15 protein-coding genes, 1 tRNA gene and 1 pseudogene are annotated in these 11,871 nt (G+C 55.4%); 7 read left to right on the top strand and 10 right to left on the bottom strand.

The window, feature by feature from the left end:
• Positions 1-528: 528 nt before the first annotated feature.
• The 4 genes from HRF49_07435 (at position 529) to HRF49_07420 (ending at position 2,654) form a co-directional block, all read left to right on the top strand.
• Entirely contained in the window at positions 529-1,218 is a 690-nt protein-coding gene (locus tag HRF49_07435; protein MEP0814480.1) for a thermonuclease family protein, read from the top strand.
• A 107-nt stretch (positions 1,219-1,325) separates the two neighbouring features.
• On the top strand, positions 1,326-1,826 hold the full coding sequence (locus HRF49_07430) for a type II toxin-antitoxin system RelE/ParE family toxin (protein MEP0814479.1): 501 nt from the start codon (positions 1,326-1,328) through the stop codon (positions 1,824-1,826).
• On the top strand, positions 1,811-2,236 hold the full coding sequence (locus HRF49_07425) for a helix-turn-helix transcriptional regulator (protein MEP0814478.1): 426 nt from the start codon (positions 1,811-1,813) through the stop codon (positions 2,234-2,236). The genes HRF49_07430 and HRF49_07425 overlap by 16 nt, the downstream gene beginning before the upstream one ends.
• On the top strand, positions 2,193-2,654 hold the full coding sequence (locus tag HRF49_07420; protein MEP0814477.1) for a protein-export chaperone SecB: 462 nt from the start codon (positions 2,193-2,195) through the stop codon (positions 2,652-2,654). The genes HRF49_07425 and HRF49_07420 overlap by 44 nt, the downstream gene beginning before the upstream one ends.
• A 201-nt stretch (positions 2,655-2,855) precedes the next feature.
• Here the strand turns inward: HRF49_07420 and HRF49_07415 are convergent, their stop codons facing one another.
• Positions 2,856-3,107 carry a hypothetical protein gene (locus HRF49_07415; GenBank protein ID MEP0814476.1) on the bottom strand — a complete coding sequence of 84 codons (252 nt, stop codon included), beginning with the start codon at positions 3,105-3,107 and terminating at the stop codon, positions 2,856-2,858.
• Here HRF49_07415 and HRF49_07410 point away from each other — a divergent pair.
• A pseudogene (locus tag HRF49_07410) lies at positions 3,009-3,410 on the top strand (recombinase family protein). The gene HRF49_07415 and the pseudogene HRF49_07410 sit on opposite strands and share 99 nt — an antisense overlap.
• On the opposite strand, the gene HRF49_07405 reads toward HRF49_07410, so the two are convergent.
• The 5 genes from HRF49_07405 to HRF49_07385 form a co-directional block, all read right to left on the bottom strand.
• Complete coding sequence (locus HRF49_07405; GenBank protein ID MEP0814475.1) at positions 3,315-3,788, bottom strand: hypothetical protein; 474 nt, start codon at positions 3,786-3,788, stop codon at positions 3,315-3,317. The pseudogene HRF49_07410 and the gene HRF49_07405 sit on opposite strands and share 96 nt — an antisense overlap.
• Before the next feature lie 317 nt (positions 3,789-4,105).
• Positions 4,106-4,197: transfer RNA gene (locus HRF49_07400), tRNA-Ser, on the bottom strand.
• Between the two features lie 52 nt (positions 4,198-4,249).
• Entirely contained in the window at positions 4,250-4,618 is a 369-nt protein-coding gene (locus HRF49_07395; protein ID MEP0814474.1) for a DUF1428 domain-containing protein, read from the bottom strand.
• A 133-nt stretch (positions 4,619-4,751) separates the two neighbouring features.
• Positions 4,752-4,919: an ArsR family transcriptional regulator gene (locus HRF49_07390; GenBank protein MEP0814473.1), complete on the bottom strand. Its 168-nt coding sequence runs from the start codon at positions 4,917-4,919 to the stop codon at positions 4,752-4,754.
• Positions 4,920-4,922: 3 nt separating this feature from the next.
• Positions 4,923-5,975, bottom strand: coding sequence for a zinc ABC transporter substrate-binding protein (locus tag HRF49_07385; protein ID MEP0814472.1), 1,053 nt, complete (start codon positions 5,973-5,975; stop codon positions 4,923-4,925).
• Positions 5,976-6,024: 49 nt separating this feature from the next.
• Here HRF49_07385 and HRF49_07380 point away from each other — a divergent pair, with 49 nt between their 5' ends.
• Complete coding sequence (locus HRF49_07380; protein MEP0814471.1) at positions 6,025-6,783, top strand: fumarylacetoacetate hydrolase family protein; 759 nt, start codon at positions 6,025-6,027, stop codon at positions 6,781-6,783.
• A gap of 3 nt (positions 6,784-6,786) precedes the next feature.
• Positions 6,787-7,758: a hypothetical protein gene (locus HRF49_07375; protein ID MEP0814470.1), complete on the top strand. Its 972-nt coding sequence runs from the start codon at positions 6,787-6,789 to the stop codon at positions 7,756-7,758.
• Positions 7,759-7,965: 207 nt separating this feature from the next.
• Here HRF49_07375 and HRF49_07370 read toward each other — a convergent pair whose 3' ends face one another.
• The 4 genes from HRF49_07370 to HRF49_07355 all read right to left on the bottom strand — a co-directional run bounded on the left by HRF49_07370 (position 7,966) and on the right by HRF49_07355 (position 11,851).
• The gene (locus HRF49_07370) at positions 7,966-8,181 is read right to left on the bottom strand and encodes a hypothetical protein (protein MEP0814469.1); all 216 of its coding nucleotides are present in this window, start codon (positions 8,179-8,181) and stop codon (positions 7,966-7,968) included.
• Positions 8,182-8,258: 77 nt separating this feature from the next.
• Positions 8,259-10,466, bottom strand: coding sequence for a polyribonucleotide nucleotidyltransferase (locus tag HRF49_07365; protein ID MEP0814468.1), 2,208 nt, complete (start codon positions 10,464-10,466; stop codon positions 8,259-8,261).
• Between the two features lie 73 nt (positions 10,467-10,539).
• Positions 10,540-10,809, bottom strand: coding sequence for a 30S ribosomal protein S15 (gene rpsO / locus HRF49_07360; GenBank protein ID MEP0814467.1), 270 nt, complete (start codon positions 10,807-10,809; stop codon positions 10,540-10,542).
• Positions 10,810-10,984: 175 nt separating this feature from the next.
• Complete coding sequence (locus tag HRF49_07355; GenBank protein MEP0814466.1) at positions 10,985-11,851, bottom strand: hypothetical protein; 867 nt, start codon at positions 11,849-11,851, stop codon at positions 10,985-10,987.
• Between the last annotated feature and the right edge of the window lie 20 nt (positions 11,852-11,871).

The following is an 11,871-nucleotide window of genomic DNA, read 5'->3' as shown; positions in this document are numbered from 1 at the left end:
CGCCGTTCGCTACGAGGATCAAGTGCCCTTGTGGTGCAGTATTTCACGGCAAGGAGTTGTTGGCCGGGCTTCAGTATTAGCCTAACCATTTCCGCTAAGTTCATCCACAAGTACTTCCGGCCAAACTTGTCCTTTATCCCGTGATAGAGATTAAAGCCGTCGATGTAAGCAATTACTCGAGTCATAGAAGCTCTCAGAATGACAGGCTGGGCGTCCAAAAAAATGTCCGAATTCGTGTCCAAATACTTGACAGTTTGCTCGGGCGATGGGTATTATATCAGTGACATCCCCCGGGTCTGCGGCCCGGGCCCGACGCTCTTCCGAAAGGGGGAGCGTCTCTCATTTTCAGTTTACTCGAACCGCCATCCACCAGAAGTTGACAATGCTGCCCTCCGCGCAGTAAAGTTCCTCCAAAGCCCCAGGGGCGCTGCATCCTTTGATGAGTGAGACAGGTTTGTATGTGGAACCGGTGACGCGCGGCTAAGCGCGCCATTGGTCTATTGTGCAACTCATTTTTGGAGAACCGGCATGAGGAAACTGGGGATTGCTGTTGCCATTGGGCTAGTTGCCACAATAGCCCTAACGACGTTCGCGCTAGCTGGCAGAACGGTTTACATCACAAAGACCGGCGCAAAGTACCACTTGGGCAGTTGTCGATACCTGAAAAAGTCCAAAATCGCTATCGACATCGACGACGCTGTTGCCCGCGGGTATTCGCCCTGTTCCGTGTGCAATCCCGGCTCCCCAGATAGCAGTTCCAAACCAAAGGATAACGCACCAGAAGAGCCAGCGACAGACGACACTCCCGATCTGGTCCCAATCGAGCTTTCGCGAGTGGTAGACGGCGACACGATCGAGGTCGAGTTCATGGGAGCTGTCGACAAGGTGCGCTACATCGGAATAGACACGCCGGAGATGCACTATCCGGACGGCCCGCCCGATCCCTGGGCCGTTGAAGCCACAAAATTCAATGAGAAGCTCCTTGAAGGGCGCAAGCTAACAATCGAGTTCGACGTGGACCGCCGCGACAAGTATGGCCGCATTCTCGGCTATGTTTGGGCCGAGGACAAGGACGGGAAGTTCATGGTCAACGCGCAGCTCGTCCGCTACGGCTACGCCGTGCTGCTCACGATCCCGCCAAACGTGAAGTACGTGGACCGCTTCAAGGCCGCGCAGGAAAAGGCGAAGGAAGAGAAGCTGAATCTGTGGAGCGACTAGTCAATGTTGATATGTTAATAACCTCGTGAAAATCTCGATTTAAGTTATATGTTAATATTTTCAACCGTAAGGTGGTATAGTATACCCGCGGGCATCGAGGTGCGAGCTTGAGTCCGCTGGTCGAATTGCTTCAACCGGGTGTTCATTCCATTTGGGTATGGCGTGGACTTAAACAACTGGCCAGCTGGTTCCAGGAGTTGAAAATCGGCAAAGCCATGCAGGAAGAGGTGCTTGGTCTTCTTGGTGAAATCAGCAAAAAGAACATAGACGAGCTAGCTCGGATAACCAAGAAGAAGTTCGAATTGAGCATGCAGGGAACCAATCCAAGGCTTTCGGACTTCAAGCACAAACGTAAGGAGCGCAATCTTCGCATTCTTTGTTTGGTTAGGAACTCCAACATTATTCTGCTGCATGCATTCGACAAAGATTCCAGAGAAACACCTTTAAGGGATAAGCGAAATGCAGAAAGAAGAGCCAAGCAACTCAATAGGCGAATTGAGGAGCATGGCAGCCTTGAAGCTATCGCTGCCCTTAAATTGGATGAGGAAGAAGAACAGGAAGATGAAGTTGTTGACCTAGGGGATGATCAAGAATGGGCCGCAGAGTAAAGTACAGCAAGGAGTATTTTGCCGAATTAGCCGAGAGTCCTCGGGGACGCGCCGCGGCAAAAACGCTGCAATTTATGCTCAAATGTGAGGAAGCTCTCCAGGCCAAGGGCATGAATTACAGCGATTTGGCGAAAGCGATGGGCGCAAGCTCAGCTTATATAAGCCAGCTCTTTGAAAAGAATCTGAATCCTACGCTGCTAACCCTGGAGCGATTGGCGAAAGCTTTGGATCTCAGCTTCGAGTTCGCGTTTTCTGAGTGCGATTCAGCTCTTGCATCGTACATAACGTCGACTTGTTGGCAAGGCAAGCATTATGGATCTGAGTATAAGCGCGTGTATTGTTCGATAGACATGCACGAGGTGAAAGATGAACGGGGACTCGAGCTTGTTAGCTTTGATAAAGCCGCTTAAATTCACTCTTTGGAATTACAGCCAGCTCTTCAGAAGCGTTCAGCAAGAGGACATCGCTGCTTCTGAACACGTTCCCGCCATAGATTACGCTATGTTCGTTTCGGAACAAGATGAAGCGGAGTATCAGGTTTCGTTGACGGTAAAGTATTCGGCAGCCGCCGCTGATTGCATAATTGAAATCATGCTCGGGATTTCAAGTTTTTTCAAGTTCCCTACAGATCTCGAAAGCGATAAAATCGACGAATTCCTGCATGGGAATTGCCTACCGATCACCTATAGCTTTTGCAGGGGATTGGTGGCAAATATGACAGGCATTTCACCGGTTGGCCCGATCTTGCTTCCATCGATTAATTTCCGCGAGCTGGAGAAAAGGAAAACCTTAGAAGAATTAAAAGCATTACAGGATCAATCGGAATAGATAATGCGCGCCGCCCTCTACGCCCGGATCTCCGGCCTCGAAGGCCAAGAGACATCCATTGAACACCAGGTCCAAATGTGCCGCGCCTGGGCACGCGAGCGTGGATACACGATCATCGATGCGATAACCGACCTTGACGTCAGCGGCACCACATTCGATCGTCCCGGCTGGAACCGCGTACTCGAACTCGCCCGCTCCCGGTCAATTGACGCTGTAATCGCCAAGGACAAGAGTCGGATAAGCCGCGACAACCTGTCCTTCTTTCCGATGCGCGACCAGATCCTGGCGCCGCTCGGCGTCACACTCCGGTTTGTTCACGAGCCGGAAATCGACCGGGGTACCGCGGCGGGCTGGATGCTCGACCAGATAGATATGCTGTTCGCCTCTTATTGGCCCGTGGTCTCCCGCGAGAAGGCGCACATTATGCGGCGCTCGAAGCTGGAACGCGGCCAATGGGCAGGTGGCGTTCTCCCGTTTGGAACGCGCCTAGACAGCCAGGGCGCTCTCGAGCGCGATCCGGAGACCTGGCCGCATGTGGATTTCATCTTCAACCGCTTCCTGGAATGCGGCGTTGTTTCGATGGTCGTTGCCGAGCTTGCCCGCGAGGGCGTAAAGCGCTCCGATACGACAATCGCCCGGATTCTCCGCAACCGCAACTATCTAGGTTTGCAGAACGCCTACGGCCGTGAGTGGCCGGGCGCAAACGGCTCGCTTGTAGATCCGGATCTCTTCGAACGTGTTCAGGAAATGCTCGAATCTCACGCCGGCGATCGGCCGAAGGGCCGAGGCCGTCGCAACTTCCCGCTCTCCGGATTGCTTTTCGACAAGGCTTCGGGGTTGCCGCTCGTCCCTTACCGGGCAAGCCGCAAAGGGCACCACTATGTCTACTACGCGATCCGGCCTTCGGAATTGCCGGAGCGCGATCGCAAGCGGGCGAAACAAGCGGCCGTCAAACACATCCGCGCGGAGCGGGCGGAGGAATTGATCCTTGGCGCAATAGCGGAGCTCGCTGGCGACAAAAAGATCCTGGCCTGGGAAGACGAGTTGCTCCAGGAGGCAACTCATGGCGCGGCCGAAGCCGAGAGCAGGCTTGCCTGGCTGGACGGGGAGATCGCCCGTTTCAGAGCGGGCCACGAAAAGCGGCTGTCTGCCGGATCGGATCCGGAGGTTTCGGCGGAGATCGCCCTGCACATCCAAGAGCTGCTAGAGAACAGGGAGGAATGGCTCGACATTCATTCCTTCAACCAGCTAATCCTGGCGCGAGGTCGCCAATTAAGCTTAGGACTGGCCGCGATTGCTGCAATAAGAGATATAAATCGGCCTCTGGCTGAATCCGTTTCGCAGAGGCAGTTGGCGCGCATCGTGAGGCAGATTTTTGTCTATCCTGGCGGCTTCGAGCTAGTATTGATGGGGCTTCCCGAAAGGCAAGGGAAGTCAGGTCTAGAGGCCGTTGGCGGAGAGGGTGGGATTCGAACCCACGAGACAGGATTCCCCGCCTGGCGGTTTTCAAGACCGCTGCCTTAAACCGCTCGGCCACCTCTCCGGAAGGCTCATTATACCGGCGGCGGCGGCGTTTCAATCCCAGGCAAGGGATTTCACGCCTCGACCATCACCTTGAATCCCCCCATGGCCATCCGCATCGGGTCGAACGGACAGGAATCCGGCGACGCCATGATCTTTTTCATACGCTTGTCCGCCATCACCGCGGCGTTCACCCTGTCCCTGTCTTTGCGCGACTTGTACACTACGAACGAAAAAACAACGGCCTCGCCTTCCTTCGCCTTGGCCAGCTTGGTGAACGAGAGAATCTTCATTTTTTTCACGTCCAGGTCATCGCCGACGCACTCGAAATATTCGAGCGCGCCGTGCTCCCGCCATATCTTGCCGCACTTGCGAGCCAGTTCCCTGTACTGCTTCAAGTTTGCATCCGGAACGACTATTACGAAACCGTCCACATATTTCATGGCAATCTCCTTGGAAGATTGAAATTTCCTTCCCCTTTGTGTCTTACCCGGCATACTTCACGATAGTCTGAATTAATTCGCCCGGTTGTCGATATGCCGGCTCCAGCCAGTGGGCCGCGTGCCGCAGCGCAGGTCATTCGATCTTGCGCGGCCTGCAATGCGCGCGCCGACCCGGCTCGATCATCCCGGCCAATTTGAGCACACGCAGATGTCTTGATATCGCGCGCTGGCTTTTATTGAACGGCTTCGCGAGCCGGCCGACAACCCCCCAGACGCGCGCCGGCAACGCGCCGCAACGAATTGTTTAAGCGGCGCCGGGGCGAGAGCCTTTGCCCTGAATCCGCGGTTTTTTCGCTGCAAATCCTGCGGCGATTGTATCCACGTCGTATCTAATCAACTTTTCGTATGTATCGAGTCCTTCAATCGCGCCGTACGCGTCCAGCATAAACACCGCGAGGCCGGATTGATCCGCGAGATACCTGGCCGATGTCTGCGGGAACTGTGGCTCCGAAAAAATCGCGCGGGCGCCCGCGTCTCCGGCACGGACCGCAAGCTCCTTGATTGCGTTCGCGTGCGGCTCGGAGCCCGGCACGCCGTCAAGCGAACCGGCAACTTCCAATCCATAATCGCGAAACAGGTAATAAAACGCGGGATGCAAAACAACCGCCGCCCTTCCCCTGTGGGGCGCGAGCTTTTTGGAGCACTCGTCTTCTAGTGCATCGAGCCGCTTTGCAAACGACGCGGCGTTGGAACGGTATAGGTCTTCGCCTTCCGGATCCAGTTTTACAAGCTCGTCCGCAAGCGCCGGCAACAGGGATTTAACCGTCTTGGGGGATGTCCAGCAATACGGATCTAGTGCCCCGGCCTTCGCCGAGGGTGTTCGTCCGATAGAAACCAGCTTGTCCGGAATTTTCAGACGCAATTCCCGCGGAACGAAATCAGCAAGCTTCACCTTGTTCTTCGCAGGCAATCGAGGCGCCCATACTTCCATTGAGTCGTCCACGTAAAAAAACGCTGTCGCCGCCTTCACGGTTTTCGAGAATTCCTTTTGCGGCTCGGCATCGTAAGGATAGGCGGTTGGCTGCAGCAGGCAAACAACATCGCACCTGTCTTCCGCAAGTTCGCGCAAGATCATCGCGACCGGCTGGATTGATGCAACATACAACGGCGCATCCTTCGCGCCACGGCCTGTCGCACCGCCGCCTTGCTCGCCGCTAGGACAGCCAAAAGCGAAAGCCAAAAGCGCGAAGCACTGCAAAATCCCGATTCGCAAGCCGGTTTTCATCGCCGAAATCATAACAGAGGATTGGACGTTGACTCCCGGCCGGCATTCGGCTGTTATCGCTTTCGCTTTCACCAAAGCCAAATCGCCGTCGGACGGCGTTGCTCTGCGTTATAATTCCCCGATGAAATACGCACGCGTCGAATTCGCCGGAGCATCCTATTCGGGACCGTATGATCCCGCAAAAAACACGATTTTCGCGCCCGCGGAAGCCGGAGCACCGCTTCCCGCATATCCGCTGACCGCGCCTTACAGGCAGCTTGCCTCGCCGGTCCAACCCGGAAAAATCGTCTGCATCGGCAGAAACTACAGGCAGCATGCCAGGGAAATGGGCGGGGAAGTGCCGCCGGAGCCGTTGTTTTTTCTCAAGGCGCCGAGTGCGGTCGTAGGCCCGAACGACGCCATTGTCATTCCTGCTATTTCAGGCGAGGTCCATTTCGAGGGCGAGCTTGCCATCGTCATAGGCGAAGAATGCCGCAGGATTTCCGAGGCCGAAGCAGCGGAGTTTATTTTCGGTTACACCATACTCAACGACGTGACCGCCCGCGATCTGCAAAAGTCGGACGGACAATGGTCGCGTGCCAAAAGCTTCGACACTTTTTGTCCCATCGGCCCTTGGGTGGACACTGAATTCGTGCCCGGCCACCAGCGGCTGATTACGCGCGTTAACGGCGAGATTCGCCAGGACTGCCCGCTATCCGATATGACATACAGCACGGGAAGGTTGATCGAGCATATTTCGCGCGTCATGACGCTTTTGCCGGGCGATGTGATCGCCACCGGAACTCCCGCCGGCGTGGGCAGGATAGTCGAGGGAGATGTAGTTGAAATTGAAATCGAAGGCTTGGGCAAACTATCCAATCCGGTGAAAGGAGAGGACTGAAGTTTGCGCGGAGAGCTGCTTATAGATCTAATTCACGAATTCTGGACGGACTCGGACGAGCACCTCGACATCAAGCGGAAGCAGCTCACTCAACTCAATCAGGAGTACATCGCGAAATATCCCGCGATTAAAAGCCAGGTCGAGCTGCTGAACCTGAACAGGACTTACATTGATTTGCTGTGTATTTATCTATTTTATCCAAGCTATCAGCGTCATTTCCAAGGAATCCCGATCGAGTACGAGAGGAAAATTTTGACCGTAATTTCTGACACCATAAGCCACGGCAAACAGCTTAGAAAGTCGCTGTCCGGCGTGGATGAGATCAAGTTCATCTTCGCCCACAAGAGGACGATAGAATTTTTGCACGAGATCTTCAGCCACTACTACCAACGATACCCTCCGTCCGAAGGGCTGCTGATTAAGTGGCTGATCATCAACCGCGACTTCGCGGCGCAAAAGCACTGGTACAACCCGGAGCTCAGAAACCTTCTGCGCTATAGAGAGCGCTCGCTTGCAACGCTTTCGATGTCCGAATTCAGAAGGATAATCGAATCGAGGCCGGGCAACATTTCGCTGGAAACCGAAGCGGTTTTTTTGAACGACATTTACAACATAGCGCTGGATCCCGAGGCACCTTCGCCTGAAAGCACATGGGAGTTCGTGAAACCGGTGCCGGCGCCGGTGCAGGACGCGATGGCCGCGGAGATGGGCCTCGAAATCGTCGAGCTTCAAAGCGAAATCGTGGACATAACCACCTTTAAAAGCTTTCCGCTTTACTATTTGAAAAAGCACCGGATTATTCCGCTGCGCATCGAAAAACACAGGCTTGTAGTGGCCGTGGTGGATCCGAGAATCACCGAGGAACTGGAAGAGTTGAAGCAAACAAGCGGGCTTACGCCTTTGGTTAAACTAATAAGAGAAACCGATTTTTACCGGATTTTTCATAACCTGGTTAACCATTTCCTTAAATTCTAAGCCTTCCTGGATTTCCCCGTGCTTTTATCGCGTTAAAGGCGGGCATCAATCACACAACAAAAAAGCGGCCCCCGCCGTAACGGCGGGCGGCAGGCAAAGCCGCCTCCCCGCAACGGCAAGGGCCATGGCTTTTTCAATCTTCCGTCCACGAATGACGGGAATTCACCCGTCTTCCGATGATGGCCGGGTAATGGCAACTTGGCCGAATTATTCTCCGCCTTCCTCGTCCATTCCCGCATCGCCGCCGGTATCACCGCCGGTGTCGGCCGGGGCATCGGTTGCGCCGCCGCCGCCGCCCGCCGGTGTGACCGTGTTCTCAGGCAAATCGCCTGCTTCCGGCTGGCTCTTGGGGCAACCGGAAACCGCGAACAGATAAAAGAACGCGAGCAACACCACCAAAAACGTTGACAGAATCCTTCTCATTTCACCTCTCCACGCAGAATAGGTTTTACTAAGCCCCATTGGGGCACAGCCCGGCGGCCGCCGAGCCGAACAACATTTTACCACCTTCTTGGACGCGATTCGCCGCGGTCGCCGCCCCTGGGACGATCGCCGCGGTCGCCCCTGCCTCCGCCCCTCGGCGGGCCGCCGCCACCCTGCTTGCGCGGATGGCGCTCCCTGCTCACCGTCACGTCCGTGCGCACCAGGTCAATTTTGCCGCTGTCGTCAATGAACTTGACTCTTACAGGAACGATATCGCCCATTGACAGCTCTTCCTCAACCCGCTCCAATCGTCTGTCGGCAATCTGGCTTATGTGCAGCAAGCCGTCGTTGCCCGGAGTGAGTTCGATGAACGCGCCGAACTCGGTAATCCGCACAACTTTGCCGTTGAACTCCATTCCTTCTTCGATGTCGGTTGTCATTGCCCTGATCGTGTCAACCGCAGCTTTTACCTTGGCCCTGTCCTTTCCAAGGACGAAAACCAAGCCGTCTTCGCTGATATCGATTTGGGCCTCGTAATCGGCGCAAAGCTTCTTGATCGTTTTTCCGGAAGGACCGATCACCGCGCCGATTTTGTCCACATCTATTCTGATGACGTCAAGCACCGGAATGTAAGGAGACAGCTCTTCGGCAGACTTGGGACGGTCTATCACTTTGCGCATTTCGCCCAGTATATGCAGCCTGCCCTGCCTGGCCTCCTCAAGCGTGGCCTTGATCATTTCGAGCGTCAGCCCTTCGATTTTGACGTCCAGCTGGATGGCGGTTATGCCGCGATCCGTTCCGGCCACCTTGAAATCCATATCGCCGTTGAAATCCTCGAAACCGGAAAGATCGCGCAGCAGCAGCCATTTTTCGCCTTCCGTTATGAGTCCTATGCTTATGCCGGCCACCATCGTCTTCAGCGGCACGCCGGCATCCAGCAGCGCCATCGTGCTTCCGCAAACGCTTGCCATGGAAGACGACGCGTTGGATTCCACGACCTCGGAAACGACCCGTATGCTGTACGGGTACTCCTCTTCGTCGGGAATCATCCGCACAAGCGCCTTTTCAGCCAGCGCGCCGTGTCCGATATCGCGCCTGCCGGGGCCGCGCAAAGGCTTCACTTCGCCGACCGAAAACGGCGGGAAATTGTAATGATGCATATAGCGCTTGAAATCGTCGAATTCCATTATGTCGATTTTCTGCTGATCCGCGTAGGTGCCCAACGTGACGCAGCTGATTACCTGGGTTTGACCGCGCTTGAACATCGCGCTGCCATGAACTCGCGGAAGGAAATGCACTTCGGCCTCGATCGGGCGGACATCCCCCGGCGATCGTCCGTCCACTCGAATGCCTTTATCAAACGTGAACTTGCGTGCGTATTCCTTTATCAGCTTCTTCAATTCTTCCTCAACGGGCGGCTCCGGCTCGCCTTCCGGAACGGCGAACTGCGCGCGGCATTCCTCCACCAATGCGTCTATGCCTTCCCAAAGATCCACTTTGCCGTCCGCCGGAATTATCTCCGCGATTTTCGGTGAAGCGAATTTTTTCAACTCCGCGCGGAAATCGGCGAAAGCGTCTTCAGCCTCGGGCAATTCCCACTTCGGCTTGCCGATCTCGCTGCGAATCCTTTCGAAATGGGCGACGATGCCCGCAATCTCCCTGTGGGCAAGCTCCAATCCCTCGGCAAGCAACTTTTCGGAAACCTCGCTTGCCTCCGTCTCAATCATGTTTATCCGGTCGGCGGTGCCCGCGACCAGCAAATCCAGCGGACTGTCCTTGAGCTGGCTCTGTGTGGGATTAACGACAAGCGAGCCGTCCACAACTCCTATTCTCACCGCGGCAACCGGCTTGTCGTAAGGGATGTCGCTTATGTGCAGCGCAAGACTCGCCCCGTTGATCGCCGCAACGTCCGCCGTGTGCTCGCTGTCGGCGGAAAGTGCGGTAACCACCACTTGAACGTCGTTCCGCATGTGTTCCGGAAACCGCGGGCGAATCGGCCTGTCAATCATCCTGCTGGTCAAAACCGCCTTCTCGCTGGGTCTGCCTTCCCTTTTGATGAAACCGCCCGGGAATTTGCCCGCGGCGTACATACGCTCTTCGTAATCGCACATAAGGGGAAAGAAGTCTATTCCCTCCCGTTGTTTTTTGCTCATCGTGACGCAGCACAAAAGCACCACGTCGCCGTAACGAACGATAAGCGCGGCGTTCGCCTGGGCGGCGACATGTCCCGTTTCGAACCTGAACGACGACCGGCCGACCGGAACGTCAAAGCAATGCTTGGCCAATTTAGGCTCCTCTGAATTAAACCGTATTTTTGGTCGAGGTTTGCTTGGCCCGGTTTGAGGCCGCGCGAAAAACCTATTTTCTCAGCCCAAGCCTGTTTAAAAGCCGCTGATAGCCGGGAAAATCCCGGCGGGCCAGATAGTTTAGCAGGCGGCGGCGGCGGCCCACGAGCAGAATCAGGCCGCGCCTGCTGTGATTATCCTTTTTATGAACCTTCAAATGCTCTGTGAGCTGATTGATGCGGCTCGTCAGGACCGCGATTTGCACTTCGGCAGATCCGGTGTCTCCTTCGCAAATCGCGTAATCCTTGATTATGAAAGTTTTTTCCGCTTGGGTAAGCGTCATACGGCAACCTCCGCCCAAACTCCGGGCGACCTTAAAAGAAAGGGAATTATACATACACGATATCGGCAAGTCAATATCGTCTCGGCGTCCCGCAATTTAAAAAAATAAATTAAAAAACCCCGGGGCCGAAGCCCCGGGGTTTCGATCAGCCAAAGTCAAGCCGATACTTCAGGCTTTACGGAATGGAATTCCCGTTCATCCTGTAAAGCGCGTTGTGGAGGAATTTCCTCCGCTCGCTTTGGTTACGAGTTTCCCAGTTGCCTACCGCAACCAAAAGGTGCGTGTTGTTTGTGGTGGTTGGATCGCGGTACATCCACGCCGACGAGTAGCCGGTGTAGATGCTGTTCCAGTAAGGATACGCGCCGGGAGTCCAGGTCGCCGCGATGGTTCCCCAGTTCTGGCCGCCGGGCTTCTGATACAGCGGGTAGATGTATATGTAGCCGAGGTAGTTGGTGCTCGTGTTGCCCCACGGTATACCGTAGCAGAGTCCGGCCGGGCCGTCGCCCGCGCCGGTGCCGGCGCCGTTCGGCCAGTAGTACGGAGAGAGCCACGGGATGTAGGTCGGGGTACCGTACGAGTAGGAGGTCGTGAAGAGCGAAGGATAGTAGTAATAACCGTATGGATCGTCCTGACCCATGCAGTGCTCGTAGAAGCTGACCTGATTGGACGTCAGGCTGGAAGTTGCGGCGTACAGGTACGGAGCAACCGTAATCACATTGTGGCGAGCCGGCCCGGGCAACGTCATATAACCGTGTATCTTCTGTGCATCCGCATCCGAGATGGGCAGCGAGCCGTAGGGGCAAACCCAGATAACCACAGGATAGGCGCTCATCTGGGCCAGAGTCACGGTGGAGGAACTTACAACCGTACCCTGCTTGCCCATTTGCGCCAATAGATCCGAAGCAATGGTGTTCGCCTGCGTTGTTGCGCCGTCATTCACCACAAGATATCCAGACAGAACGGTCAGGCTGTCCGTCCAGGTGTAGATGTCGAATCCGGGCAGCGGGCCGCCGGTGTCGGTCACCCTAACCGCCGGATCCATATTGGTTCCGCCGTCCGTCA

The organism is bacterium, from assembly GCA_039961635.1.
In the GTDB taxonomy this organism is placed as follows: domain Bacteria; phylum 4484-113; class 4484-113; order JAGGVC01; family JAGGVC01; genus JABRWB01.
Note: the sequence above shows the minus strand (reverse complement) of the source record. Positions and strands in the feature narration are given on the sequence as shown.